At 74.3% G+C, this 25,358-nt stretch carries 22 protein-coding genes; 6 read left to right on the top strand and 16 right to left on the bottom strand.

Going from position 1 to position 25,358, the window contains the following annotated elements:
• Positions 1–324: 324 nt before the first annotated feature.
• A complete protein-coding gene (gene aspS, locus ACFYZF_RS22350; RefSeq protein ID WP_387023722.1) occupies positions 325–1,611 on the top strand; it encodes an aspartate--tRNA(Asn) ligase in 1,287 nt (428 codons plus the stop codon).
• Positions 1,612–1,968: 357 nt separating this feature from the next.
• On the opposite strand, the gene ACFYZF_RS22345 is transcribed toward aspS, so the two are convergent.
• From ACFYZF_RS22345 to ACFYZF_RS22335, 3 genes are all read right to left on the bottom strand, one after another.
• The gene (locus tag ACFYZF_RS22345) at positions 1,969–2,361 is read right to left on the bottom strand and encodes a VOC family protein (RefSeq protein ID WP_387023679.1); all 393 of its coding nucleotides are present in this window, start codon (positions 2,359–2,361) and stop codon (positions 1,969–1,971) included.
• A 35-nt stretch (positions 2,362–2,396) separates the two neighbouring features.
• Positions 2,397–3,044 carry a lipoyl(octanoyl) transferase LipB gene (gene lipB, locus ACFYZF_RS22340; RefSeq protein WP_387023677.1) on the bottom strand — a complete coding sequence of 216 codons (648 nt, stop codon included), beginning with the start codon at positions 3,042–3,044 and terminating at the stop codon, positions 2,397–2,399.
• A gap of 69 nt (positions 3,045–3,113) precedes the next feature.
• Positions 3,114–4,961, bottom strand: coding sequence for a DUF2079 domain-containing protein (locus ACFYZF_RS22335; RefSeq protein ID WP_387023675.1), 1,848 nt, complete (start codon positions 4,959–4,961; stop codon positions 3,114–3,116).
• 117 nt (positions 4,962–5,078) lie between these two features.
• Here ACFYZF_RS22335 and ACFYZF_RS22330 point away from each other — a divergent pair, with 117 nt between their 5' ends.
• Entirely contained in the window at positions 5,079–5,465 is a 387-nt protein-coding gene (locus ACFYZF_RS22330; protein ID WP_387023673.1) for an SCO5389 family protein, read from the top strand.
• Between the two features lie 40 nt (positions 5,466–5,505).
• Here the strand turns inward: ACFYZF_RS22330 and ACFYZF_RS22325 are convergent, their stop codons facing one another.
• The 7 genes from ACFYZF_RS22325 to lpdA all read right to left on the bottom strand — a co-directional run bounded on the left by ACFYZF_RS22325 (position 5,506) and on the right by lpdA (position 13,794).
• Positions 5,506–6,405 carry a TIGR01777 family oxidoreductase gene (locus tag ACFYZF_RS22325; protein ID WP_387023671.1) on the bottom strand — a complete coding sequence of 300 codons (900 nt, stop codon included), beginning with the start codon at positions 6,403–6,405 and terminating at the stop codon, positions 5,506–5,508.
• A gap of 451 nt (positions 6,406–6,856) precedes the next feature.
• Positions 6,857–7,126, bottom strand: a complete 270-nt coding sequence (locus ACFYZF_RS22320) for a type II toxin-antitoxin system Phd/YefM family antitoxin (protein WP_387023670.1) — start codon at positions 7,124–7,126, stop codon at positions 6,857–6,859.
• A 33-nt stretch (positions 7,127–7,159) separates the two neighbouring features.
• On the bottom strand, positions 7,160–8,110 hold the full coding sequence (locus ACFYZF_RS22315) for an LLM class flavin-dependent oxidoreductase (RefSeq protein ID WP_387023668.1): 951 nt from the start codon (positions 8,108–8,110) through the stop codon (positions 7,160–7,162).
• Between the two features lie 150 nt (positions 8,111–8,260).
• Positions 8,261–8,773 carry a hemerythrin domain-containing protein gene (locus ACFYZF_RS22310; RefSeq protein ID WP_387023666.1) on the bottom strand — a complete coding sequence of 171 codons (513 nt, stop codon included), beginning with the start codon at positions 8,771–8,773 and terminating at the stop codon, positions 8,261–8,263.
• Positions 8,774–8,957: 184 nt separating this feature from the next.
• On the bottom strand, positions 8,958–10,298 hold the full coding sequence (locus ACFYZF_RS22305) for a low temperature requirement protein A (protein WP_387023664.1): 1,341 nt from the start codon (positions 10,296–10,298) through the stop codon (positions 8,958–8,960).
• A gap of 123 nt (positions 10,299–10,421) precedes the next feature.
• Positions 10,422–12,278, bottom strand: a complete 1,857-nt coding sequence (gene sucB / locus ACFYZF_RS22300) for a 2-oxoglutarate dehydrogenase, E2 component, dihydrolipoamide succinyltransferase (RefSeq protein ID WP_387023663.1) — start codon at positions 12,276–12,278, stop codon at positions 10,422–10,424.
• A gap of 73 nt (positions 12,279–12,351) precedes the next feature.
• Positions 12,352–13,794, bottom strand: a complete 1,443-nt coding sequence (gene lpdA, locus ACFYZF_RS22295) for a dihydrolipoyl dehydrogenase (RefSeq protein ID WP_387023661.1) — start codon at positions 13,792–13,794, stop codon at positions 12,352–12,354.
• 126 nt (positions 13,795–13,920) lie between these two features.
• Here lpdA and ACFYZF_RS22290 point away from each other — a divergent pair, with 126 nt between their 5' ends.
• Positions 13,921–14,250, top strand: coding sequence for a hypothetical protein (locus ACFYZF_RS22290; protein ID WP_387023659.1), 330 nt, complete (start codon positions 13,921–13,923; stop codon positions 14,248–14,250).
• A gap of 73 nt (positions 14,251–14,323) precedes the next feature.
• On the opposite strand, the gene ACFYZF_RS22285 is transcribed toward ACFYZF_RS22290, so the two are convergent.
• On the bottom strand, positions 14,324–15,892 hold the full coding sequence (locus ACFYZF_RS22285) for a leucyl aminopeptidase (RefSeq protein ID WP_387023657.1): 1,569 nt from the start codon (positions 15,890–15,892) through the stop codon (positions 14,324–14,326).
• A 164-nt stretch (positions 15,893–16,056) separates the two neighbouring features.
• Here ACFYZF_RS22285 and gcvT point away from each other — a divergent pair, with 164 nt between their 5' ends.
• The gene (gene gcvT / locus ACFYZF_RS22280; RefSeq protein WP_387023655.1) at positions 16,057–17,187 is read left to right on the top strand and encodes a glycine cleavage system aminomethyltransferase GcvT; all 1,131 of its coding nucleotides are present in this window, start codon (positions 16,057–16,059) and stop codon (positions 17,185–17,187) included.
• A gap of 48 nt (positions 17,188–17,235) precedes the next feature.
• Here gcvT and ACFYZF_RS22275 read toward each other — a convergent pair whose 3' ends face one another.
• The 3 genes from ACFYZF_RS22275 to ACFYZF_RS22265 all read right to left on the bottom strand — a co-directional run bounded on the left by ACFYZF_RS22275 (position 17,236) and on the right by ACFYZF_RS22265 (position 21,443).
• Positions 17,236–18,525: a DUF2314 domain-containing protein gene (locus ACFYZF_RS22275; RefSeq protein WP_387023653.1), complete on the bottom strand. Its 1,290-nt coding sequence runs from the start codon at positions 18,523–18,525 to the stop codon at positions 17,236–17,238.
• A gap of 64 nt (positions 18,526–18,589) precedes the next feature.
• On the bottom strand, positions 18,590–19,399 hold the full coding sequence (locus ACFYZF_RS22270; RefSeq protein WP_387023651.1) for an adenosylcobinamide-GDP ribazoletransferase: 810 nt from the start codon (positions 19,397–19,399) through the stop codon (positions 18,590–18,592).
• Entirely contained in the window at positions 19,389–21,443 is a 2,055-nt protein-coding gene (locus ACFYZF_RS22265) for a bifunctional adenosylcobinamide kinase/adenosylcobinamide-phosphate guanylyltransferase (protein WP_387023649.1), read from the bottom strand. The genes ACFYZF_RS22270 and ACFYZF_RS22265 overlap by 11 nt, the downstream gene beginning before the upstream one ends.
• A gap of 240 nt (positions 21,444–21,683) precedes the next feature.
• Between ACFYZF_RS22265 and ACFYZF_RS22260 the strand changes: the two genes are divergently transcribed.
• Together ACFYZF_RS22260 and ACFYZF_RS22255 are read left to right on the top strand one after the other, a co-directional pair.
• Entirely contained in the window at positions 21,684–21,884 is a 201-nt protein-coding gene (locus tag ACFYZF_RS22260) for a hypothetical protein (protein WP_387023647.1), read from the top strand.
• On the top strand, positions 21,884–22,684 hold the full coding sequence (locus tag ACFYZF_RS22255) for a site-2 protease family protein (RefSeq protein WP_387023720.1): 801 nt from the start codon (positions 21,884–21,886) through the stop codon (positions 22,682–22,684). Before ACFYZF_RS22260 ends, ACFYZF_RS22255 begins: the two co-directional genes overlap by 1 nt.
• An 84-nt stretch (positions 22,685–22,768) precedes the next feature.
• On the opposite strand, the gene ACFYZF_RS22250 is transcribed toward ACFYZF_RS22255, so the two are convergent.
• Both ACFYZF_RS22250 and ACFYZF_RS22245 read right to left on the bottom strand, forming a co-directional pair.
• A complete protein-coding gene (locus ACFYZF_RS22250) occupies positions 22,769–23,767 on the bottom strand; it encodes an aldo/keto reductase family protein (protein ID WP_387023645.1) in 999 nt (332 codons plus the stop codon).
• A 61-nt stretch (positions 23,768–23,828) separates the two neighbouring features.
• A partial coding sequence (locus ACFYZF_RS22245) for a WG repeat-containing protein (protein ID WP_387023643.1) occupies positions 23,829–25,358 on the bottom strand: 1,530 nt, incomplete at its 5' end.

The following is a 25,358-nucleotide window of genomic DNA, read 5'->3' as shown; positions in this document are numbered from 1 at the left end:
AAAGCTGTGACGGAGCCGAGTAGCGCGCCGCCCGCCAGTCGAGAGAGCCGCCGTTCGCTGCGAGGCGGTCTGGCGTCGGCGCGCGAAGACCCTCCCGAGCTGCGGGAAGAACGGCGTGCGCGCGGCAGCCCTGTCGGCGTCCGCCCAGTAGAGCCCGCCCGGCTGGCCCCGGTCACCAGGCGACGAACGAGGCCCCCGCGCGAGCGGGGGCGAAGGTGTGGTGGCACCGCGAGGACCCGCTCGCCCACACCTCCCGGGGCTGAGGCGACGCTTCGCCGCCCTGCGGCGGCGAAGGCGTTGCGATTGATCGAGGAGCAGCCCACCGTGCAACGCATCCTGTCCACCCAGCTCCCCGCCCACGCCGGCGCGACCGTCCGGGTCGCCGGCTGGGTGCACCGCCGCCGGCTGCTCAAGTCGGTGACGTTCCTGATCGTGCGGGACGCCGCCGGCCTGACCCAGGTCGTGGTCACCGACCCGGCCGTCCGCGCCGCCGTCGAGGCGCTCACCGAGGAGACCGTCGTCGAGGTGGTCGGCACGGCCACCGCGAACCCGGCGGCCCCCGCCGGGGTCGAGCTGACCGACCCGACGGTACGACCGCTCGGCCCGCCCGCCGTCCCGCCCCCGTTCGACCTGTACCGGCCGGCGCTGACCGCGAGCCTGCCCACCCAGCTCGACCACGCGCCCGTCGCGCTGCGCCACCCGACCCGCTCGGCGGCGCTGCGGATCTCGGCGGCGGCGGTGGCCGGCTTCCGGGCAGCCCTGGACGCTCGCGACTTCGTGGAGATCCACACCCCGAAGGTGGTCGGCTCGTCGACCGAGTCCGGAGCCAACGTCTTCGCGCTGGACTGGTTCGGCCGGCCCGCGTACCTGGCCCAGTCGCCGCAGTTCTACAAGCAGCTCATGGTGGGCGTCTTCGAGCGGGTGTACGAGGTCGGGCCGGTGTTCCGGGCCGAGCCGCACGACACCGTCCGGCACCTGGCCCAGTACACCTCGCTCGACGCCGAGTTGGGCTTCGTGGCCGACCACCGCGACGTCATGGCTGTGCTGCGGGACACCCTCGCCGGGATGCTGGCGACCGTGGCGGACCGGGCCGGCGACGCCCTGGCCACGCTGGGCGTGACCCCGCCGGAGATGCCGGCGCGGATCCCGGAGGTGCACTTCACCGAGGCCCTGCGGATCGCCGGCGCCCCGGCCGACGAGCCGGACCTCGCCCCCGCCCACGAGCGGGCGCTGGGGGAGTGGGCCCGCGTCGAGCACTCCTCGGAGTTCGTCTTCGTCACCGGGTACCCGATGGCGAAGCGGCCGTTCTACACCCACCCCGACCCGGCCCGGCCGGCGTACTCCAACGGGTTCGACCTGCTGTTCCGGGGAGTGGAGCTGGTCACCGGCGGGCAGCGCCTGCACCGGTACGACGACTACCTGGCCGCCCTCGCGGCGCGCGGCGAGCCGGCCGGACCGTACGCGGGCTACCTCGACGCGTTCCGGCACGGCATGCCGCCGCACGGTGGTTTCGCGATCGGCCTGGAACGCTTCGTCGCCCGGCTGGTCGGGGCGGCCAACGTCCGCGAGGTCACCGCGTTCCCCCGCGACCTGCACCGGCTCACCCCCTGAGGGGCCGATTCCTGCCCGGCGCCTGCGCGGCGTCACGGCCCGGCCGGTCGCGCGTCCCCGTCACCCACCGTCAGCCGTGGCGGGCTGGCTGCCTCAGGCCACCCCGCCACGGCTACCCCTGACCTGCGTCGACCCCGCCCACCCCGAACCCCACTCCGCCCCCTTTGCTCTGCACCCACCGACGCAACAGGCACGTGCAGTAACTGTTGCGCCGGTGGGTGCAGAGCAAAGCGAGTGGGGAGGGGTGGGTGCCGGGGACGGGTGGTGTCGGTGCGGCAACGGAGTGGTCGGTCGCGTTGTCGAGCACCCGACGGGGCACCGCTCAGGGCAGGTCGCGCCGGGGCAGAGCGGGCCGGGTCAGGCCGGGCCGAGGAGGTCCCACAGGTTGCCGGCGATGTCGCGGAAAACGGCCACCCGGCCGTACGGCTCGGCGCGCGGGGGCCTGACGAACTCGACGCCCGCGTCGACGAGGCGGCGGTGGGTGGACTCGAAGTCGTCGACCCGGAGGAAGAAGCCGACCCGGCCGGCGGTCTGGTCGCCGACCGCAGCCTCCTGCCGCTCCCCGTCGGCGCGGGCCAGCAGCAGGCCGGTCCGCGCGCCCGGCGGGCGGACCACCACCCAGCGCTTCGGGCGGCCGTCGTTGGTCAGCGAGGGACTGTCCTCGACCAGTTCGAAGCCGAGTAGCTCGGTGAAGAAGGCGATGGCCGGGTCGTACTCGGCCACGACGAGGGTGACGAGGTCGATCTGCATCCGCCGAGCCTAGGAGGTCGCCGCGCCTGGGCGGCTCAGGCGGGCAGGGTGACCAGGGTGGGCAGGTAGCGCTCGACCACCGGCAGCAAGTCGGCGACGGTGACCGGGCGGCCCAGTTCCGCGGTGAGCGAGGTGACCCCGGCGTCGCGGATGCCGCACGGCACGATCCGGTCGAAGTACGCCAGGTCGCAGTCGCAGTTGATCGAGAAGCCGTGCAGGGTGACCCCCCGGGCGACCCGGATGCCGATGGCGGCCACCTTGCGGGCCGGGCCCTTCGCGTCCTCGGGCACCCAGACGCCGCTGCGCCCCTCGACCTGGCCGGCGGCCAGCCCGAACTCGGCGCAGACGTCGATCAGCAGTTGCTCGGTGCGGCGCACGTACGCGACCACGTCCACCGGGTCGGGCAGCCGCAGGATCGGGTACCCGACGAGCTGCCCCGGGCCGTGCCAGGTGATCTTGCCGCCCCGGTCGACGTCGACGACCGGGGTGCCGTCCATCGGCCGGTCCCACGGCTCGGTTCGCTTGCCCGCGGTGTAGACGCTCGGGTGCTCCAGCAGCAGCACCGTGTCGCCACGCTCGCCGGCCACCACCGACTCGTGCAGCCGCCGCTGCTCGTCCCACGCGGCCTGGTAGTCGAGCACCCCTGCACGTACGGCGGTCAGCCCCGGAATCGTCGCGGTCACGCCCACCAGCCTAGTCCCGTACCGGCCGGTCACCTCCGGTGAGCCGGCTCACCACCGACGTGTCGGGGGTCAGTCCGGGGGGACCTTCCACAGCCAGACGTCGTCGACGCGCTGCGGGGGGCCGAGCAGGGCGGTGGCGGTGCGGCGCAGGGCCTCCTCGTCGAGGTCGTACTTGGCGCCGTGCACCCGGTCGGCGAGCACCACCACCTCGACGCCCCAGTACCGCAGGTCGGCCAGGGACTGCTCGATGCTGCCCTCGGTGATGATCGGCACCAGCCCGGTGCGGCCGGCCTGGTCCATCAGGGTGTCGAAGGTGCGCGGCGGCGGGCCGATCCGGCCCCGGCCGTCCGGGCCGCCCGGGCCGAGGAAGAACCCGGCCGGGATGCGGAACTCGCCCTGCCGGTGGGCCAGCGCGTACGCCTGCCAGCGCTGCCCGTCCGGGGTCACGTCGAGGGTCAGCGGCAGCGGGGTGAGCACCCCGCCCGGGGAGACGTACTGCCGCCAGGTGCCGGCCGTGACGAACGCCGGCACCGGCTCGCGGACGCTGGTCAGCAGCGGGGTCGGCAGCAGCGGCAGCAACGCCGCCGCGAAGCCGAGGCCCCAGGCGGCGGACGCGGCGCGGCGCCGGGGCGGGTCGGCCCGCAGCCGGTCGACGGTGTACGCCAGTAGCAGCCCGATCACCGGGGCCACCACCAGGGCCAGCCGGGACGGCAGGGCGGCGTTGACCACCGGCAGGTTGTCCAGCAGCAGGAACGGCAGCGGCCGGTCGGTGCGCTCGCCGTTCCACTTGGCCCGGGGGCCCCAGGACAGCACCGCGAAGACCACGCCGGTGACGCCCAGCGCCCACACGGTGGCCCGGCGGGCCCCGTCCCGCCGCCACAGGTAGCCGAGGCAGACAGCGGCGAGCAGCAGCAGCGGCACCCCGAAGAACGAGTTCTCCTCGGTCGGGTTGGGCGCGAGCGAGGTGCCCAGCCCGGCCTCGCCGGCCAGCGACCGGCGCGGGTACGCCCCGAACGCCGCGATGTCCTCGGAGTGGACGATCGGGTCGAAGCCGGTGCCGTGGAATCGCTGCGGCCCGGCGAAGTGCAACCACAGCGGGTACGCCAGCAGCACCCCGGCGGTCAACGCGGTGACGCCCAGCCCGCGCAGGAAGGTGGGCAGCGCGGCCCGGGCGGCGGCCCGCCGGCTCGGGTGCAGCGCCCAGACGGGCAGGAGGACGCCGAGCGCCAGGGCGGTGAAGAACAGCCCCTCGGCGGCGATGGAGAAGGCCACCGCGACGGTGACGCCGAGCACGATCCCGTTGCGCAGCCAGTGCGCGGGGCGGCGCAGCGCGAACAGCCGCCAGAGCAGCAGCGGCACCAGCCAGCCGGCCGTCCAGTTCAGGTGGGCGTTGGCGTGCGACACCATGCCGGGGGAGTACGCGACGAACAGCGCGCCGACCGCCGCCGCGAGCCGGCTGTGGACGAACTGCCGGGACAGCAGCAGGTACCAGGCCACCGCCGTGGCGGCCAGGTTGAGGGTGAGGATCACCAGGAACGTCGCCGGCGGCCCGACCAGGTACGTCAGCGGCGCGAAGACCGCGGCGTACACGGTGATCGAGGTGTTGACCGCTAGGTTCACCCCGTCGGGGACGTTGATCAGGTACGTGAACAGCGGGTTCTCGCCGTGGGTGAGCGTGTGCCCGCCGAAGGCGAGCAGCCACTCGAACAGCGCCTGGTCGCTGGAGTTCACGGTGATCGCCCGCTGGTCCGGATCCCGCCACAGCCCGCTGGTCACCCAGACCGCGAGCGCCAGCGCGACGAGGGCGACGGCCAGGTCGGCCCGCCGGTCGCGGCTGCGTGCCGGGGTGGCGGCGGGGGCGGGCGTCGGTCCGGGGGCGGGCGTCGGTCCGGTGGCCGGGGACGGGGAGGACGACACGCAGCGGACGTTACCAACCGGACCTGGACACGCCGGTCAGACACGGAGGCTTGACCCCTTGTTGGAAATGACTTCCAATTGCATCAACGTTGTCACGTGTTGATCGGAGGTTCGGAGATGTCTCTCGACGTACCCACCGCACTGCTGGAACGGGCCGAGGCGGGTCAGGTCGACGACGCGGAGTTCGTCGACTGCGTGCGGCGCTCCCTGCCGTACGCCTGGCTGGTCGTCTCGGACGTGGCCGCGCGCGCGACCGGCGGCCGGATGGCCGACCACGCCGTGCCGCCCCCGTCGGAGACCGAGCGGGGGCAGCTGCTGCGGGCGCTGGCCAGCGACGCCATCCGGGGCGGCCTGGAACGGCACTTCGGGGTGAAGCTCGCCTTCCAGAACTGTCACCGGGTGGCGGCCTTCCCGCCCGCGCTGGTCGACAGCGACGCCTACCGGCAGTTCGTCTCACCGCTGGCCCAGGTCCGCAACCAGTCCCCGGAGCTGCGCAACTGCTGACGGGGGCGCGGGGCCCCTCGGCGTCGAGGGGCCCCGGCGTTCAGTCGTGCAGGGCGGCGTGCAGGGCGCCCGGCAGATCGGGATGGCGGTAGGCGAAGCCCGCCCGGGTCAGCACCCCCGGGAGGACCCGGGCGCTGGTCAGCGCCTCCTGGGCGAAACCGCCGAGGGCCACCTTGAGGGCCAGCGCCGGGATCGGCACGACCGCCGGGCGGTGCAGCTGGCGGGCCAACTCCCTGGTGAACTCGGCGTTGGTGACCGGGGCCGGGCCGACCCCGTTGACCGGGCCGGCCACGTCGTCGCGGTCCAGCAGGAACTGCGCCACGCGCAGCCAGTCGACCATCGAGATCCACGGCAGCCACTGCCGGCCGCTGCCGAGCCGCCCCGCGATGCCCAGCTTGAACGGCAGGAGCTGCGGCTTGAGCAGCCCGCCGTCGCGGTGCAGCGGCAGCCCGGTGCGCAGCCGGACCACCCGGACCCCGGCGTCCTCGGCCGGCCGGGTGGCCGCCTCCCAGACCCGGCAGACGTCGGCGAGGAAGCCCTCGCCCGCCGGGGCGTCCTCCTCGACCACCCGGTCGCCCGTGTTGCCGTACCAGCCGACGGCCGAGGCGTTCAGCAGCACCGCCGGGCGGTCGGCGGCCGGCATGCCGGCCATCGTGATGGCCAGCGTGGTGGTGGTGTCGACCCGGCTGGACCGGATCAGCCGCTTGTACGCGTCGTTCCACCGCTTGTCGCCGACGCCCGCGCCGGCCAGGTTGACCACGGCGTCGGCGTCGGCGACCACCGCCGGGTCGAGCTGCGCGCCGGACGGATTCCACCGCCGCTCGTCGGGGGTACGCGCCGACCGCCGGACCAGGCGGGTGACCTGGTGCCCGTCGGCTTTCAGGTGGTCTATCAGCCGGGTGCCCAGGAAGCCGGACGCGCCGGCCATGAGGATGCGCATACCCCCATCTTCGAGCACGCGACCCCGATCGGACGCGGGGAGCGGATCTCGATCACACCGCCCTGGCACGTCGTCGGCATCCAAGTCTCCGCTCCTACGCCGACTGGGCGTCCAGGCCCGGCGTACCGCGAGAGGTCTTCAACCTCGGCCCGGATGCGGCCTCGCGGTTGTCGTTCTTCGAGATCGACTTCATCGACTCCGGTGTCGGGTACACGTACGGCTTCGCGCTCGATCAGGGAACAAGATCGTGCTCGATCATGGAAGGTGTGGCCTCATGGCGAGTAGGAGGCCACAACTTCCGGGATCGAGCACGATCTTGTACGCCTGGCCGATCGCCGGCGGTTCCCGGTAGGCCGCCCGGCCCCGGAACGCTCCGGAACTGGTGGGTCTCCGCTCATCGTCGGGTCAGCGGTCGGATTCGGTCGGTGTCGATCAGCCCGCGTGCGAGGTTTCACCACTCGCGGTCGGACGGTTCTTGTCGCATGGCCTCGTCGAGGTCGGCTCGGAAAGTGGCAGGGTCGAGGACGGGCGTGGTGGCGAAGGCGGCGACGACCTCGGCGCGCAGTACGAGGGCGCGGCGGCGGATCGGGATGAGCCTGCCGGTCGGGGTGCCGTTGCGGGTGACCGGGCAGGGCTCTCCGCGCTCCACCCCGCGCATGATCGCGCCGGAGTCGTTCCGTAGCTCGCGTTGCGTGATCTCGCGAGAAGCGCGCTCAGGCACGGGAGCATTCTGTCGAAACTGTGCTACGAGGTGCTACGCGGACCGCTCCTGCGGCGTGGCCTCGACCAGTGGCGCGAGGCGCGGAAGCACCGGGGTGAGCGGGTCGAGGGCGTTGGCGCGTACCACGAAGCGGGTGACGCCCCAGCGTCGCTCGTGCTCGGCGACCGCCGCGACGATCTCGTCCTCCGTGCCGATCAGCACGAACGGCGTGGCCAGCAGTTCGGCGACGGTGAGGCCGGTCCGGGCGGCCTGCTCGGCGGCGGCGGCCTCCGCGTCGTCGGTAACCAGCACCGTCTGCACCAGGGCCTCCAGGGCCGGCGGCACGTCCCGGCCCGCCGCCCCCTCGGCGACGCAGGCGAGCTGCGCCTCGATCTGGTCGGCCCGCCACCGGGCCTCGTGCTGGTGGCCGTCTTCGAGGGTACGACCGAAGCCGGCCAGCCCGACCACGTCGGCGTGCGCCCCCGCCCAACGCAACAGCGTCGAGTTGGACGTCCCGACGGTCAGCGGGACGCGCCGCTGCACCGGCCGGGGCGAGGTCAGCCGGGCGGCGTGCACGGTCAGCTCGGGGGAGTCCACGGTGACCTCCTCCCCGTCGAGCAGGGCGCGGACCGCCTCGGTGACGGCGAGGCAGCGGCGTACCCGGCCGGCCACGTCGGGGCGTTCCCGGCCGACCGCCCGCCACTCGGCCGGCGTGTGGCCGGCGCCGACGCCGAGGCGGGCCCGCCCGCCGGAGACCACGTCGAGGGTGGCCACGTCGACGGCGAGCAGCATCGGCTCGCGGACGCCGAGGTTCGACACGTACGAGCCGAGCCCGATCGTCGACGTCACCGACGCGGCGGCGGCCAGCGCCACGAACGGGTTGGCGCAGGAGCCGGGGTGGTCGGCGTCGAGCAGGGCGTCGAAGCCGGCGGCCTCGGCCCGGCGGGCCAGGTCGAGCCAGCCCGCGGCGTCGGTGGGGGTGGACTGGAGGGAGAAGATCGCCATCGCCCCAGGGTGCGGCGTCCACGCGCGTCGGGCCAGCGCGCCGGGCCGGATTCTGCCGACCGGCGAATCAGCCGGCCGCTGAACCCGGGCTCCACCGCCGGGATTCGCCCCGACCGAGGCCGGGCCGGGGCGCGACGGGTGTTGGCGTCATCAGGCAGGCGGGGCGAGGCCGAACAGCTCCTCGGCGGTGCCGGCGTCGGCGCGCAGCGCGTCGAGCGCGGCGATGATCGTCCGTTCCTCGAAGCCGAAGTGCGACTCGACGATGGCGGCGAGGCCGTCCAGCTCGGCGAGCACCCGGGCGGCGGCGGCCGGGTCGGCAGCAGGCGGGCCGGCGGCCAGTTCCTCGATCCGGCGCACGATGCCGTCGATCATCCGGTGGTCCTGGGCGAGCTTCTCCAGGACCGGGCGCAGCCGTGGCTCCTCCTCGGCGAGCACCCGGAACGCGCCGGCGTCCTCGCCGGTGTGGTGCGCCGTGAGGGCGGAACAGAAGCTGAGGCAGTGGGCCCGCAGGCTGCGCAGCCGGTCGTCGCCGGTCGGCGTCGCCGCGCCGGGTTCTAGGCTGGCCCGGAGCTGGGCCAGCTCCTCGCGGAGCCAGTGGTGGATCTCGATCAACTGGGTGCCGAGTGCCGCGAGGCGGTCGCCCGGCTGGGTGGAAGGGTGCACATCAGTCCTGTACGGTTCCGCGCCTCCATGCCCTCGGCGGTCTCCTTGCCGGGTACACCGCGACGCCGCCGATGATCCTACCCACCGGGGCCGCCGCGTGCCTGCCCTGCGCCCCGCGCCCACAGTGCCCGCCGCGTGCCGGCCCCTGCCAACCCGCGCCCGGCGCGGTCGGCCGGCGAGCCGATCACCGTTGGCCGGGCGGCGGCTGCTCACCGGAGGCGTTCTCGCGCCACCGGGCCCGCCAGGCGGCCTCGCTCGCCTCGTGGCTGTCGCGCTCGCGGATGACCTCATCGTGCAGGGCCTGCCGGCCCTCCGCCATGATGATCACCTCGGCCGCGACCAGGCCCACACAGATCGCGGTCAACAGCCCCATGGCGGCCAGCCCGGGCAGGCGCACGCCGACCGGGATGCAGGCGGCGAGCACCACGACGGCGGCGACCCGGGTCCAGGACAGCGTGCGCAGCGTGCGGAACTGGAACAGCATGTTCCCGCACAGGTAGCAGGCCACCCCGCTGAAGAGCAGGGGCACGGCCGGGCCGTGGGCCGCCTCGCCGACGGGCACGTCGGGGCTGGCGATCTCGCGCACGATCTCCTCGGAGCCCAGGGCGAACAGGATGATCCCGGCGATCATCGGCAGGTAGAGGTAGGCGAAGGCGTCGCGGGCCATCGTCGCCCGGGGGCGGCCCTTCGCGGCGTGCAGCGCGATCCGGGCGGCCGGCCCGATGACGTCGTAGTGGGCCCACCACAGCGCCGCGGTGAAGAAGATGCCGAGGACGGCCGCGGCGATCGCCGGCCAGGTGGGCGGCTGGCCGAGCAGGTTGCTGCCGACGCCGACCGAGATAACCGACTCGCCCAGCGCGATGATCAGGATGAGGTCGTAGCGTTCCGTCCAGTGCTCCGCGGACGGCACCGCCCACCCCTCGGTGCCGAAGAGCCCCGTGCCGTACTGGAGCAGCACCACGGCCACCCAGAGCCCGTTGCGGGTCAGGGTCGCCCAGCCCAGATCGTTGATCAGGGAGGGGATCAGCGCTGCCGCGAGCAGCAGGAGCGTGCTGAGCACGACCTCCGGGGCGAACCGGAGAAGCTGCCGGCGCTCCTCCGGGCTTTCCCGCGCGGCGTACAGGTAGAGGAGGAGCATGTGCACGCTGCGGATGACCACGTAGCTGACCGCGACGATCACCGGCCCTGCTGAGCCCTCGCGCGGATCGTCGAAGGCCTGGGGCAGCGCCAGCGCGAAGCAGAAGAGCGCGGCCATCCCGACGACCATCAGCACCGGGACGAAGCCCTGGCCGAGCCGGATCCGGGTGGCCACCACGCTGTGCACCACCCAGGCCCACCAGAGCACGGCGAGCACCAGCATGGCGTGCAGCAGGGACGAGCTGGTGATCTCGGCAGCGGTCGCCCGGGTGATGATGAAGAACGAGAAGACGAAGACCAGGTCGAAGAAGATCTCGAACCTGTCGACCCGGGCGCCCGGGGCGATCGCCACGGCCGGGCCGAGCCTTCGCCGCCGGTTGCCGCCCACCCGTCCACTCTCGCAGCGCGCGGCGGGCCCGGGGTCGATTCGGCTCAGGGTACTTCGAGGAGTACCGGCGACGGGCGCCCCGGTCGGTGTGACCGGGGCGCCCGTCGCGTGGGACAGCGGGAGTTACAGGCCGAGCTCGGCCTCGAAGTTGCCGGCCTCCAGCCGCTCCTTGACCGCGACCAGGAAGCGGGCCGCGTCCGCGCCGTCGATCAGCCGGTGGTCGTACGACAGGGCCAGGTACACCATCGAGCGGACCGCGACGACCTCGCCCAGCTCCGGGTCGCTCACCACGACCGGGCGCTTCACCACGGCACCCGTGCCGAGCATCGCCGACTGCGGCGACGGCACGATCGGGGTGTCGAACAGCGCGCCCCGGCTGCCGGTGTTGGTCAGCGTGAACGTCGCCCCGGCGATCTCGTCCGGGCTGATCTTGTTGGTCCGGGTACGCTCCGCCAGGTCGGCGATCCGCTTGGCGATCCCGCCCAGGTTCAGGTCACCGACGCCGTGGATCACCGGCACCATCAGGCCGCGTTCGGTGTCCACCGCGATGCCGAGGTGCTCGGCCTCCGGGTAGGTGATCGTCCCGGCGTCGAGGTCCATGCTGGCGTTCACGATCGGGTACGCCTGGAGCGCCTCGACCGCCGCGAGGGCGAAGAACGGCAGGAACGACAGCTTCACCCCGTGCCGCTGCTGGAACGAGTCCTTGGCCCGGGCCCGCAGCTTGGCGACCTTGGTGACGTCCACCTCGACCACGGTGGTGAGCTGCGCCATCTCGTGCAGCGACTGCTGCATCCGCTTGGCGATGGTCGCCCGGATCCGGGGCAGCTTCTCGGTGGTGCCGCGCTTCGCGCTCGGCTGCGGCTTCGCGGCCGGCTTCGTCGGGGCCGCCGGGGCGGCCGGCTGCTCCGCCGGGGCCGGGGCGGCCTTCGCCGCCTTGGCCCGCTCCGCCGCCTCCAGCACGTCCTGCTTGCGGATCCGGCCACCCACACCGGTGCCGCTGATCGAGGACAGCTCCACCCCGTGCTCGCCGGCCAGCTTGCGTACCAGCGGGGTCACGTACCCGGCAGCCTCCTCGCCGCCGCCCTCGGCGGGTGCCGACGGGCGCTGCGGGGTGGCGGTCGGGGCCGTGGGCTGGGCCTGCTGCTCGGCCTGCACCGGCTTGGCCGCGGTCTCGGCCTCCGCCGCCGGCTCGTTGTACGACTGGCCCGGGGTCGGCTCCTGCACCTTCGGCTCCGGCTTGGCCTCGGCCTTCGGCTCCGGCTTCGGCTCCGGCTTGGCCTCCGCCTTCGGCTCGGGCTTCGGCTCGGGCTTCGGCTCGGGCTTCGGTTCGGGCTTCGCCTCGGCAGGGGCGGCACCGGCCGCGCCGACGATCGCCAGGTCGGCGCCGACCGCAGCGGTCTCGTCCTCGGCGACCTTGATCTCCAGGAGGGTGCCGGCGACCGGCGACGGGATCTCCGTGTCGACCTTGTCGGTCGAGACCTCCAGCAGCGGCTCGTCCACCTCGACGGTGTCGCCGACCTGCTTGAGCCAGCGGGTCACCGTACCCTCGGTGACGCTCTCGCCCAGGGCCGGCATCTTGACCGGGGTGCCCTCGCCCGACGGTGCCGGGGCGGCCTCGGCCGCCGGCTCCTCGACGGCCGGCTGCTCCGCCTCGGCCTGCGGCTCGGCGGCGGCCTCGGCGGCCTCCTCGGCCGGCTCCTCCTCCTGCTGCGGTGCGGCGGCCTCGCCGCCTGCCGACTCGCCCTCGCCGGCGATGACGGCCAGCTCGCTGCCCACCTCGGCGGTCTCGTCCTCGCCCACCACGATCCGGCTCAGCACACCCGCCGCCGGGGACGGGATCTCGGTGTCGACCTTGTCGGTCGAGACCTCGAGCAGCGGCTCGTCGACCTCGACGGTGTCGCCCTCCTGCTTGAGCCAGCGGGTGACGGTGCCCTCGGTGACGCTCTCGCCGAGCCGAGGCATGGTGACCGATACCGGCATGTTCTAAGACTCCTTCATTCCCCTGGTGCGATTTCGCCCGTCTGCCGCCGGACGCCGCGGAATCAGTTCTCGATCAGGCGTGCGCGTGCAGCGGCTTGCCGGCGAGGGCGAGGTGCGCCTCGCCCAGGGCCTCGCCCTGGGTCGGGTGGGCGTGCACGAGCTGCGCCACCTCGGCCGGGTAGGCCTCCCAGTTGTAGATGAGCTGCGCCTCGCCGACCAGCTCGCCGACCCGGGCGCCGACCATGTGTACGCCGACGACGGGGCCGTCCTCGACCCGTACCAGCTTCACGAAGCCGGCGGTCTTGAGGATCTGGCTCTTGCCGTTGCCGCCCAGGTTGTAGTTGTACGTCTTGACCTTGTCGGCGCCGTACTGCTCCTTGGCCTTCGCCTCGGTGAGGCCGACCGACGCCAGCTCCGGGTCGCAGTAGGTGACCCGCGGGATGCCGGCCTCGTCGATCACGGCCGGGTTCTGGCCGGCGATCTCCTCGGCGACGAAGATGCCCTGCTGGAAGCCGCGGTGGGCGAGCTGGAGGCCGGGCACGATGTCGCCGACGGCGTACACGTTCGGCACGCCGGTGCGCAGCCGCTCGTCGGTCAGCACGTAGCCGCGGTCGGTCTTGACGCCCTGCTCCTCGTACCCGAGGTCGGCGGTGTTCGGGCCGCGGCCGACGGCGACCAGCAGCAGCTCGGCCTCGATGGTCTCGCCGCCGGCGATGGTGACCTTGACGCCCTTGTCGGTCTTCTCGACCTTCTCGAACGGCTTGCCGACCTTGAAGTTGATCTTCCGCTTGCGGAAGGCCCGCTCCAGCGCCTTCGACGACTCCTCGTCCTCGGCGGCGACCAGCCGGGGCAGCGCCTCGATGATCGTCACGTCCACGCCGAAGGACTTCCACACGCTGGCGAACTCGACGCCGATCACGCCACCGCCCAGCACGATCGCCGAGGAGGGGACCCGGTCGAGGTTCAGCGCGTGGTCGCTGGTGATGATCTTCTCGCCGTCGACCTCCAGGCCGGGCAGGCTCTTCGCGTACGAGCCGGAGGCCAGCACGACGTTGCGGCCGGTGTAGCGCTTGCCGTCGACCTCGACGGCGTTCGGGGCGACCAGCTTGCCGGCACCCGCGACGAAGGTGATGTTCTTGGCGCTGCCCACCAGGCCCTGGAGGCCCTTGTACAGCCGGGAGATCACGCCGTCCTTGTACGAGTTGACACCCGCCATGTCGACGCCCACCAACTCGGCCTTCACGCCGAACTGCTCGGACTCGCGGGTCTGGTCGGCGATCTCGGCGGCGTGCAGCAGGGCCTTCGTCGGGATGCAGCCGTTGTGCAGGCAGGTCCCGCCGAGCTTGCCCTTCTCGACCAGCGCGACCGACAGGTCCAGTTGGGCGGCGCGCAGCGCCGCCGCGTAGCCGCCGCTGCCACCTCCGAGGATGACGATGTCGAAGGTTGCGTCGTTCGGCTCGCTCACGTCCAACTCCCAGTTCGCGTCACTGCATCGGGGGTCACGGCGGGGTGGCATGGGCAGTCCCCACCTCGGTCATCTTGTCACCACCGCCCATCGGCCGCGTAGTGAGGTGCCCAACGACACGTCACCGACACGTACGCTTGGCACCGGTTTCGATGACGGACACGGGGGAGACGGTCGGTGGCGCTGTTCCGACGACGCAAGCAGGCGCACCCGGCGGGCCGCGATCGCGCGCCCGACCGCGCCGATCTCGAACACCTGGAGAACTTCGTCCGAACCAGGCGGGGCGTCGAGGCGTTCATCGAGCCGCGGACCACCGTCACCGAGACCACGGTGATCCTCATCGCCGACGACGGGGAGTGGACCCGCCGCCGCGTCGACGGCCCCGAGGGGGCCCGCCGCTTCGCCCACAAGCTGGCCATCCCGATCTACGACGTCCGCCTGATGGGCTACCCACAGCGCATGCGCGACTACAACGAACGCCGCAAACGCCGCCCCCACCTTCCCTGACCCCCGCTGGCCCTCCTTCCCGCAAAGAGTGGCCACTCCGCGCGGAATGGCCACTCTTTACGTGTGCGGGAGGTCAGCCGTTGGTGGCGACGTCCTCGACCAGGTGGATCAGGGTGCGGACCGGGACGCCGGTGCCGCCCTTGGTCCAGTAGCCGGTCGGCTCGCCCGAGTGGTAGCTGGGGCCGGCGATGTCGATGTGCGCCCAGGCCACCTCGTCGGTGACGAACTCGCGCAGGAACACCCCGCCCTGGAGCATGTGACCCGCCCGGTCCATCCCGGCGTTGACCTGCGAGATGTCGGCGACGTCGGAGTCCATGCCCTTACGCACGTCGTCCGGTAGCGGCATCGGCCAGGCCGGCTCGCCGACGGCGTCGCCGGCCACCCGGACCCGCTCGCACAGCTCCGGGCTGCCCATCACCCCGGCGATCCGCTTGCCCAGCGAGATCACCTGACCGCCGGTGAGGGTGGAGGTCTCGAACAGGTAGTCGGCGCCGTCCTCGCAGGCCCGGGCGAGGGCGTCGCCCAGGACCATCCGGCCCTCGGCGTCGGTGTTGAGCACCTCGACCTTCTTGCCGTTGTACATGGTGATCACGTCGCCCGGCCGGTAGCTCGTGCCCGACGGCATGTTCTCGGCCATCGGCAGGTACCCGGTCACCGCGACCGCCGGCTTGAGCGCGGCGATCGCCAGCATGGCCGCGCCGACCGCAGCCGCGCCACCCATGTCGGACTTCATCTCCCACATGCCCTGGGCCGGCTTGATCGAGATGCCGCCGGTGTCGAAGGTGATGCCCTTGCCGACCAGCGCCACCCGCTTGCCGGTGCCGCCACCCTCCGGCGTGTAGGTCAGCTTGACCAGGCGCGGCGGGGCCTCGGAGCCCTGGCCGACGGCGATGATGCCGCCGTAGCCGCCGGCCGCCAGGGCCTCCTCGTCGAGCACCTCGACGCCGAGCCCGGCAGCCCGCGCGGCCTCGGCCACCACGTCGGCGAACGCCGGCGGGCGCAGCATGTTCGGGGCGGTGTTCACCCAGTCCCGGGTCAGCCGGACCGCGCCGGCCACCGCCTGCGCCCGCTCGACCTCCGCCTGGGCGGTCGCGTCGCCGGCCTCCGGGACGGCGATCAGCACCTCGGCCACCGGCTCACGCCGGGCCGGCTGCGGCCGGGTCTTGTACCCGGCGAAGCGGTACGAGCCGAGCAGCGCGCCCTCGGCGACCGCGCGCAGCGCGGCGGGGGCGTCGGCGTCGTCGGGCAGCGGCAGGGTCAGCGCCACCCGGCGCGCCCCGGCCAGGGCCCGGACCACCGAGCCGGCGGCCCGGCGCAGCGTCTCCGGCGCCGGGGCGGCGCCGGTCGGCTCCGCGCCGAGCCCGACCGCGGCGACGACCGGGGCGGTGATGGTGCCCAGGGTGGCCAGCTTGATCACCTCGCCCGGGGCGCCGGTCGCGCCGAGCAGCGCCAGCGTCTCGGTCAGCTTGCCGTCGAAGGCGGCGGCGATGCTCTCGGCACCGCTGGCGAGCAGCAGCGCACCGGCCGGACCGGCGATGTCCTGCTCTCCGGTCTGGCTGTGCAGGCCGATCACGATCGCGTCGACGGCGAGCTCGGCGGGGTCGGTGTCGACCAGGCTGATGGTGGTGCTGGGCGATGTCACTGAAGCTACTCCGGGCGGGCCGGGCCGGCCGCGTCGTCGCGTACCGGCGATGAAGGTCTCCGGCGGTAACCTACCGCCGGACGATTGGGGCTGTCCCACCGAACTGCTCCGGCGGGCTCCCGCCGATGCTAACCAGCCGTTAAGGCACCGGTAAGTTGCCACCCATGACCGACGTGACCTCCGACGCCGCCGCGACCCGGCCGCGCCGTTCCCCGTTGCATGGGCGGCACACCGCCCTCGGTGCCAAGTTCGCCCTGTTCGGCGGCTGGGAGATGCCGCTGGAGTACGCCGGCGGCGGAGTGCTCAAGGAACACGCGGCGGTCCGTACCGGGGTCGGGGTGTTCGACGTGTCGCACCTGGGCAAGGCCCGGGTGGTCGGGCCCGGGGCGGCGGACTTCGTCAACGCCTGCCTCAGCAACGACCTCGGCCGGATCGGCCCCGGCCAGGCGCAGTACACGCTCTGCTGCGACGACGCGACGGGTGGCGTGATCGACGACATCATTGCCTACCTGCACGCCGAGGACCACGTCTTCCTGATCCCGAACGCCGCGAACACGGCCGAGGTGGTGCGCCGCCTGCGGGCCGCCGCGCCGCAGGGGCTGGTCGTCACCGACGAGCACGAGGCGTACGCGGTGCTCGCCGTGCAGGGGCCGCGCTCGGCGGAGCTGCTCGGCGCGCTGGACCTGCCCACCGACCACGGCTACATGAGCTTCCGCGCCGCCACCTTGGCCGGCGCGGACCTGGTGGTGTGCCGCACCGGCTACACGGGCGAGCTGGGCTACGAGCTGGTGGTGCCGGCCGAGCACGCCGTCGCGGTCTGGGACGCGATCTTCGCCGCGGGCGAGGCGTACGAGCTGCGGGCCTGCGGGCTGGCGGCGCGGGACACCCTGCGCACCGAGATGGGGTACCCGCTGCACGGGCAGGACCTGTCGCCGAAGATCACCCCGGTGCAGGCGCGCTCGGGCTGGGCGGTCGGCTGGGACAAGCCGGCGTTCTGGGGCCGCGACGTGCTGCGCGCCGAGAAGGCCGCCGGTCCGGCGCGTACGCTGCGCGGCCTGGAGGCGGTCGACCGGGCCATCCCGCGCCCCGGCATGGCGGTGTACGCCGGCGACACGCAGGTCGGCACGGTGACCAGTGGCACCTTCTCGCCGACCCGCAAGCAGGGCATCGCCCTGGCCCTGCTCGACACGTCCGCCGCCCTCGCTGACGGCGACACGGTCGAGGTCGACATCCGCGGTCGCCGCGCCCCCATGCGCCTCGCCCGCCCCCCTTTCGTAACCCCCTCAGTCCGCTGACCCACCCCGCCCCGCCCGGCCCCGCCCCCGACGTTCAAGGGGGCGGGGTCAGGCGGGGCGGTTGTCGTCGGCGTCCAGGACTGCCTGGGTCCAGCCGCCCTCGGTCACGCCGGTGCCGTCGAGTACCGCCCAGTCGACGACGTCCGCCGCCTCGATCGTCACGGGGGAGCCGATGCGGACCGTGGGGTCGGTGTCGGCGTCGGTGACGCTGGCCCCGACGATCCGCTCCGGGGACTCCCACGAGGTCACCCCTGCCCAGACGTACTCGGGGCCCTCGTCGGCCGGCAGGCCGTACTTGACCACGAGCTGTGACTCGTCGGGCAGCCCATCGGCCAGGAACCGGGCCCGGATGTCGTCCAGGCCGGCCCGGGCGGTGGCGATCGCCGTGCTCATCGCGTCGCCCCGGCGGGCGTAGCGTTTGTCCGGCTGGATGCCGTTGAACAGGGTGGCGCAGGCCGCCGCGAAGTACCTTCCCGCCGGCCCCGGGTGCCCCGACGGCGGGCGCAGGCTCAGGAACGAGTCGGCCTCCGGGTCCGTGGCCGGGTCCAGCTCCAGACGCAGCAGCACCGGCGCGGTCGCCCCGTGCTGCTCCGGATTGCCGTACGCCACCGCGATGTCGTGCCCGGTGATCGTGGCGAGCACCGGAAGCTGCACGAACGCCGGCACCTCCTCGCCGGCCAGCCCGTCGGTCCAGTCCCGCAGCAGCCGCCGGGCCGCCCCGGTCATCACCGCGCCCCAGGCCCTGGTGAGGTGGTCGGGCACCCCCTGGGTCTGCAACTCCAGCAGCCCGAACCGGCGCAGCCCCTTGGTGGTGAACCACAGCCCGTCGGCGTCCGAGGAGTACGGCACCAGCACCCAGTCGACCAGCCGGATCCGGCCCTGCTCGTCGGGCAGCGAACGAAGCGCCGCCGCCGGGTCGAGGAACTGGAGGCCGAAGACGTCCACCACGTCGCCGCCGACGGTCTCGGCGACCGCGGCGGCCACCGCCCGGGCCGCCCACTCGTGCGCGGGCGGCCAGCCCGGCCGGTACTCCGCCTGCACCACCACCAGGTGGGTGGCCGCGGCGAGCCGGTCGAGCTGCGCCCCGGTCGCCCCGAACGCGGCGAGCAGGTCCGGCGGCAGCGCGGGGAACTCGGAGATCGGCCGGGTGTCCACGCTCATCAGCGGGCTGTCCAGCATCTGGGTGGCCAGCCCGTGCACCGGCTCGGCGAGCCGGCCGGCCAGCGCCCGCACGGCGGTCTTCGCGCTGACCCTCGGCAGCCCCGCCATCGGCACCAGGTAGGTGGCGCTGAGTGACTCGGGGACCGGGACGGGCAGGAAGTCGTCGGTGATGAGCATGTGGGTCCCCCGTCTCCCCGCGCCGGCCTGTCGCCCGAACGCTACCCGGCCCGGCGGGCCCGGATCAGCGGGTCAGCACCAGACCCAGGTAGACCAGCGTGGTGACCAGCTCCACGGCGGCGCCGAGCACGTCGCCGGTGATCCCGCCGAGGCGGCGTACCACGTGGCGCAGCAGCGGGGCCGCGACGGCGACGGCGGCGAGCACGACGAGCGGGCCCTGCCACGGGCGGCCCGGCACGGCGGCGACCGCGACGACCGCGACGGCGGCCGTGCCGAGCGCCGCCGCGACCGGGCCGACGGTGCCGGCGACCAGCGCGCCCAGCCCGTCCGGCCGGGCCGCCGGCACCCCGCGCCGGCAGGCCAGGGTGACCCCGAGCCGGCCGGCCGCCGTCGCCGTCACCACCGCCGCGAGCGCCGCCGGCCACGACCGGCCCGCCAGTTCCGCGAGCGCCGCCGCCTGCACCAGCAGTACGACCACCAGCGCGGCCACCCCGAACGGGCCGACGTCCGGCTTCTTCATGATCTCCAGCGCCGCCGCCCCACGCCGGTACGACCCGAGCGCGTCCACGGTGTCGGCCAGCCCGTCGAGGTGCAGCCCTCGGGTGAGCAGGGCGCCCACCGTGACCGTCACCCCCGCCGCGACCAGCGGTGCGGCGACGACGGCGAGGAGCAGCAGAGTCCCGGCCAGTACCGCCCCGAGCAGCGCGCCGACCGCCGGGGCCAGCGCCATCGCGGCGCCCGCCGTGGCCCGGTCCACCCGGCCGGGGCGTACCGGCAGGACGGTGAACGTGGTGAGCGCGAGCCGGACGCCGTCGCCGTGCCTTCGTCCGGCCGGCCCGGCGTGCCCGGTCCGGTCGTCGGGTTCAGCCGGCACGCCAGCCGGCCGGGTCCGGCTGGGCCGGCTGGTCCGGTCCGGTGGCGGCGGGTCCGGTGGCGGCGGGCCCGGTGGCGGCCGGTCCGGTGGCGGCCGGTCCGGGGCCGGTGGGTCCGGGTTCGGTCGGTCCGGGTTCGGTCGGTTCGGGGCCGGTCGGTTCGGGGGTGGCCGGGCCCGGGCCGGCGGGCTCCGGCTCGCGGAAGTCGGGCTCCCCGTCGCCCGGGTCGTCCCCGCCGTCGCCATCGCGGCCGGGCTCCTCGCCACCGGGACCGGGGCGGGCGGGATCCGGGCGGGTGGGCAGCGCGGCGGCCAGCGACAGCACCGAGCGCAGCAGCGGCAGCGCGGCCAGCGCGTTGGCACCCTCGCCCAGGTCGAGGCGCAGGTCCAGCAGTGGGGTCAGCCCCAGCACGTCGGCGGCGAGCCGGACCGCCGGGTGGCCGCCGCAGTCGGCGAGCAGGCACCAGTGCCGGGCCTGCCCGGCCAGGTCCCGGCTGACCATTCCGGCGGCCAGGCCGACCGGGCCGTCCAGCAGCACCGGGATCCGGCGGGCGGTCGCGCCGAGCAGCACGCCGGTGGCCACCGTGATGTCCCCGCCGGCCAGCTCGGCCAGCACGTCCTTGGCGTTCCGGTGGGAGCGCCGGGTCCGGTGCATCGCGTCCCGGACCGCCGCGCAGCGCCGCATCCAGGCCGCGTCGTCGATCTCGCCGTTCGCCGTCACCACCCGGCCGAGCACGGCTGGCGGCTCCGCGCCGGCGGTCGCCGCGAGCACCGCCGCTGCGGCGGCGTCGGCCCCGGCCCCGCACGACGCCAGCACCAGTAGCTGCACGCCCGCGTCGGCGGCCTCCTCGGCCAGCCGCCAGCCGTACCGCAGGGCCTTCTCCACCGTCTCGTGGTCCAGCGCCGCAACGCTCTCCATCGGCTCGGCCGCCGGTGCGTCCACCACCTGGAGGCTGGCGCCGCTCTCGGCGGCCAGCCGGACCAGCACGCCCTGGCCGGCGCGGGCCTGCGCGGCCAGCCGGGCCGACTCGCCGGGCACGGAGCCGGCGGCGGCGCCCCCGGCGTGGTCGCCGTGCAGCAGCAGCACCCGCACGGTGCCCCAGGGCACCGGGGTGGCGGTGCCCTGGGTGGCGGCGGCGAAGCCGACCACCCGTTCCAGCACGCCCAGCCCGGCGCCGGGCACGTCCAGGGTGGCGAGCCGCTCCGACGCCCGCGGCCCGGCGTACTCGTCGGGCAGGGGCAGTTCCATGCCGGCCTGGATGACCAGGCCCGTGGCGACCACCGGCAGCGCCATGGTGGGTGCCGACCAGGGCGCGCCGACCGGCTCCGGCGGGGCGGTCGGGGTGAGCACCTCCGGCAGCGTGGCCTCCCGCTCGCCGTCGCCGGGCCGGGCGGCGGCCGGTTCCGAAGGCGCGGACGAGTCCCCGGTCCACGTCACCGGCGCGGCCTGCGCGCCCTGCCCGGCCTGCGCCGGGACGGTGGCGGTGGCGCGCGGGACGGCGGAGGGCTTCAACCAGCACGCCTGGCCGGCGACCACCAGGACCACCGCGTCGCACGCGTCGGCGACGGCCCGGTTGGCCACCCCGAGGGCGTCGGTGAACGCCCGGCCCAGCGGGGTGGTGGGCACCAGCGACAGCCCCACCTCGGGGCTGACCAGGACCACCCGTGCCGGGCAGTCGCGGAGCGCCGCAGCCAGCTCGGCGATGGTCGCCGTGTCGTCCGCCGGCTGGTGGGCCGGGTCGAGCAACACCGTCACCCAGCCGCCGAGGTCGTCGACGAGCAGCGTGTCGTTCGGCCCGGCCGAGGAGACGACGTCGGCCAGCCGACGCGGGTCGTCGGCGGTCTCCTCGGTGGTCCAGCTCCCCGGGCGGCGGCTCCGGTGCGCCTCCAGCCGGGCCGCCCACTCGACGTCCTCCGGATCGCCGGACGCCGACGTCGCCACGTAACGCACCGTGGGCGCGTCGGCCACCAGCGACTCCGCGAACTCGGACTTGCCGGAGCGGATACCGCCGAGCACCAGGACCGTGTTCCACCCGTCAACGGACATGTCCGTACCTTAAAGCCGCCGGACGCCGCGCCGCCCGCCGGCCCGGCTCACCCGCGGTGCTCGAAGGGGCTGCCGTAGCCGACCCCGCCGATCGCGCCGCCCCACCGCATGCAGGTCCGGTCCGCCGCCCGCCGGGGCCGGTCGCGGACCCCGGGTGGAGCGTCGGGCCGTCCGACGCCGCGGCCGACTACGCTTGCGGGGTTCGTCACAGGGGACTTCAGCGGCGAGGGGAGACGCGGCATGGCGTGGAGCTGGCGGTACGAGGGCGCGAACGGCGAGGCGGCCGAAGGGTCGACGGAGACGTTCGGGAACCAGGCGGACGCCGAGTCGTGGATCGGCCAGGCCTGGCGGGAGCTCGCGGCGTCCGGCGTCACCTCGGTCGTGCTCGTCGAGGACGACCGGGTCGACTACCGGATGAGCCTGCAACCCCCGGCCGAGTGATGGTGTCGGATCGTCCGGACGGCGGCGAGCCGCTCGTGCTCGGCGTGCCCCGGGCGGCGTTCCGGCCCAGCCCGGTGTTCCTGGCGCTGGTCGCGCTGTTCGTGACCAGCGCCGTGCTGACCTGGAACCGGATCGGTAACGTCCGGTTCGACGTGTTCCTGCTCGTCGTCTCGGGCTGGCTGGTGTCGCTCTGCCTGCACGAGTACGCCCATGCCGTGGTCGCGTACCGGGCCGGGGACCGTAGCGTCGCGCACCGGGGTTACCTGACGCTCAACCCGTTCAAGTACACCCACCCCCTGCTGTCGATCGTGCTGCCGGTGGTGGTGGTGCTGCTCGGCGGGATCGGCCTGCCCGGCGGCGCGGTGTGGGTGGACCGGCACGCCATCCCGGGGCGGCTGCGGCACACCCTGGTCAGCCTCGCCGGGCCGGCCACCAACGTGCTGTTCACCCTGCTGCTGGTGGCCGTGCTGCGGATCGGGTTCGGCGGGGGTGGGCCGGTGGAGTTCTGGGCCGGGCTGGCGCTGCTGGCGTTCCTCCAGCTCACCGCCAGCGTGTTGAACCTGCTGCCCGTGCCCGGCCTGGACGGCGGCAACATGATCCAGCCGTGGCTGAACCCCCAGTGGCGGCGGATGTACGACCTGTTCGCCCCGTACGGGTTCATCCTGCTCTTCGCGCTGCTGTGGAACCCGCGCATCGGCGGCTGGTTCTTCGACGCGGTCTTCGCCGTGGCGAACCTGCTCGGCCTGCCACCGTGGCTCTACGCCGCCGGCCTGGAGCTGATCCGCTTCTGGCGCGGCTGATCCGGGGCCGAGCGCGGCTGATCCGGGGCTGAGCGCGGCTGATCCGGGTCCGGCCGGCGCACCCGCGTCGGCCGGACCCGAGGGTCACGGCCGCTGGGGCGGGGACTGGGTCTTCGCCGGGTCGCGCTCGACGATCGGGTCGAAGATGTCGTCGATCGCCTTCAGCAGGCCCTCGTCCAGCTTCACGCCGGCCGCCTTGACGTTGTCGCGCACCTGCTCAGGGCGGGACGCGCCGATGATCGCCGAGGAGACGTTCGGGTTCTGCAGCACCCAGGCGATGGCGAGCTGCGGCATGGTCAGCCCGGCCTGCTCGGCCAGCGGCTTGAGCTGCTGCACCCGGGTCAGCACGTCGTCGGTGAGGAACTTGGCGATGAAGCTCGCCCCGGACTTCTCGTCGGTGGCCCGGGAGCCGGCCGGCGGCGGCTGGCCCGGGAGGTACTTGCCGGAGAGCGCGCCCTGGGCCATCGGCGACCAGACGATCTGCCCGAGGCCCAGCTCCTCGCTGGTCGGGACCACCTCGGCCTCGATGACCCGCCACAGGATCGAGTACTGCGGCTGGTTGGAGACCAGCGGGACGCGCAGCTCGCGGGCGAGCCGGTGGGCCGCACGGATCTCCGACGCACTCCACTCGGAGACGCCGATGTAGTGCGCCTTGCCGGAGTGCACGACGTCGGCGAAGGCCTCCATCGTCTCCTCCAGCGGCGTGCTGTGGTCGTACCGATGGGCCTGGTAGAGGTCCACGTAGTCGGTCTGCAACCGACGCAGCGAGCCGTTGACCGACTCCATGATGTGCTTGCGGGACAGGCCGCGGTCGTTGCGGCCCGGGCCGGTCGGCCAGTAGACCTTGGTGAAGATCTCCAGACCCTCGCGGCGCTCGCCCTTGAGGGCCCGCCCGAGCACCTCCTCGGCCTTCGTGCCGGCGTACACGTCGGCGGTGTCGAAGGTGGTGATGCCCGTCTCCAGCGCGGCCCGGACGCAGGCGGTCGCCGCGTCCTCCTCGACCTGCGAGCCGTGGGTGATCCAGTTGCCGTAAGAGATCTCGCTGACCAGCAGGCCTGAGCGGCCCAGGTGTCGGAATTCCATGCTCCGACCCTAGCCCGGTCGGATCAGGGTCACCTGCCGGCGGGCCGGCGCACCGGCACGGTCACACCAGCGGGCTGGTGTCGGCCAGGAGCCGCTCGATCTGCTCCACCACCCGGTCCCGGCTCGGGTGCACCGGGTCGAGCAACGGCTCGCCCCGCCGGTCGAGCGCGCCCCAGCGGCCGGCGCCATCGCCGACCAGGAACGCGACCGGGTGCACGACCAGCGCGGGGTGCGTCGGCGCCACGACCATCCGGCCGGTCCGGTCCACCACCCCGTGTCGGCCGTTCAGCTCCACCACGGCCAGGCCCTCGTCGGTGAAGCCGTCGACGTAGCGTCCGTCGGCGAGCGCCGTGGTGAGGCCGTGGTACCGGGTCGGCACGACCACCGCGCCGGCCCGGTCGACGGCTCCCCAACCGCCGTCGGCCCGGACCGCCGCCACGCCGCGCCGGAACGGGCGTACGTCGTCGAAGCCCGGCGGGATAACCACGATGTTGGACGGGTCGATCGCCATCCAGTCGCCGGTGCCGTCCATCGAGACCCAGGCCAGGCCGTCGGAGAACGAGCCGACCGCGCGGTAGCCGTTGTTCGCCGGGATCAGGGTGTGCCCGGCCTCGTCGATCAGCGCCCAGCGGGCGCCCTCCGGGCGGCGTACCCAGGCCATCCCCTCCCGGAACGGCTGCACCTCAACGTGGTCGGTGCCGACGACCAGGTTGCCGTCGGCGTCGGCGTACCCCCACCGGTCCAGGTCCTCGTCGTACGTGGGCACCGGCGGCCGGCCGGTGTGCAGGATCTCGTCCCGGCTGCGCGGGTACGGGCCGAAGCCGTCCCGGCCGGCCCGCTCGGCGACGGCGTCGAGGGCCACCCGGGTCCGGCCGGTCAGCTCGGCGTCGGCCGTCCGGTGCAGGTCCAGCGCCCGCTCGAAGTGGTGACACGCCTCGATCAACCGGCCCTGGTCGTAACTGCTCCGCCCGGCGTGCTCATGCAGGGCCGCGCGCAGCCGGTCGGGCAGCTCGGTCGAGTTGGCCTCGGCGAACAGCCGGTCAGCCTCGGCGAACTCGCCCCGCCAGCGCAGCACGTGGGCCAGCCGAGCCCGCGCCAGCGCGGTCCGCCGCAACTCGCCGGTGGTCTCGGCGTAGGTCAGGGCGAGCCGGGCGTCGTCGAGCGCGTCGTCGAGGTCGCCGAGGATCCGGGACGCGACGGCCCGCAGGCTGAGCAGCCGGGCCCGGGACCGGTTGTCCAGGGCGGCGGCCAGCTTGGCGGTCAGCCCGTCCCGCACCGCACGCAACCGCCCCGGATCGTCGGTCTCCTCCCGCAAGGTCTCCGGGTGCAGGCGCCACCGCAACGCCGCGAGCGCCCGCTCCGGGTCGGCGACGCCGGCCGCCCCGTCGGTCGGGGCGACGCCCCACCGGTCCTGCCCGACCCGCACGTCCACCGCGGGGACGGACCCCGACCCGGCGGGCGACACCGGCCGCCCGGGCGGCCCGGAGACGGGGTACGCCGGTACCCCCGACACGGGGTGCGCCGGTACCCCCGACACGGGGTGCGCCGGTACCCCCGACACGGGGTGCGCCGGTACCCCCGACACGGGGTG

This window comes from Micromonospora sp. NPDC001898 (assembly GCF_042891255.1).
Classification (GTDB): Bacteria; Actinomycetota; Actinomycetes; order Mycobacteriales; family Micromonosporaceae; genus Micromonospora.
This window is presented reverse-complemented; position numbering and strand designations above follow the sequence as displayed.

Bases quoted from the DNA above. Each gene is read 5' to 3' on its own strand.
- ACFYZF_RS22345 (WP_387023679.1), bottom strand. From the start codon at position 2,361: ATGCAGATCGACCTCGTCACCCTCGTCGTGGCCGAGTACGACCCGGCC.
- ACFYZF_RS22330 (WP_387023673.1), top strand. From the start codon at position 5,079: ATGTCTCTCGACGTACCCACCGCACTGCTGGAACGGGCCGAGGCGGGT.
- ACFYZF_RS22325 (WP_387023671.1), bottom strand. From the start codon at position 6,405: ATGCGCATCCTCATGGCCGGCGCGTCCGGCTTCCTGGGCACCCGGCTG.
- ACFYZF_RS22315 (WP_387023668.1), bottom strand. From the start codon at position 8,110: ATGGCGATCTTCTCCCTCCAGTCCACCCCCACCGACGCCGCGGGCTGG.
- sucB (WP_387023663.1), bottom strand. From the start codon at position 12,278: ATGCCGGTATCGGTCACCATGCCTCGGCTCGGCGAGAGCGTCACCGAG.
- lpdA (WP_387023661.1), bottom strand. From the start codon at position 13,794: ATGCCACCCCGCCGTGACCCCCGATGCAGTGACGCGAACTGGGAGTTG.
- gcvT (WP_387023655.1), top strand. From the start codon at position 16,057: ATGACCGACGTGACCTCCGACGCCGCCGCGACCCGGCCGCGCCGTTCC.
- ACFYZF_RS22275 (WP_387023653.1), bottom strand. From the start codon at position 18,525: ATGCTCATCACCGACGACTTCCTGCCCGTCCCGGTCCCCGAGTCACTC.
- ACFYZF_RS22265 (WP_387023649.1), bottom strand. From the start codon at position 21,443: ATGTCCGTTGACGGGTGGAACACGGTCCTGGTGCTCGGCGGTATCCGC.
- ACFYZF_RS22260 (WP_387023647.1), top strand. From the start codon at position 21,684: ATGGCGTGGAGCTGGCGGTACGAGGGCGCGAACGGCGAGGCGGCCGAA.
- ACFYZF_RS22255 (WP_387023720.1), top strand. From the start codon at position 21,884: ATGGTGTCGGATCGTCCGGACGGCGGCGAGCCGCTCGTGCTCGGCGTG.
- ACFYZF_RS22250 (WP_387023645.1), bottom strand. From the start codon at position 23,767: ATGGAATTCCGACACCTGGGCCGCTCAGGCCTGCTGGTCAGCGAGATC.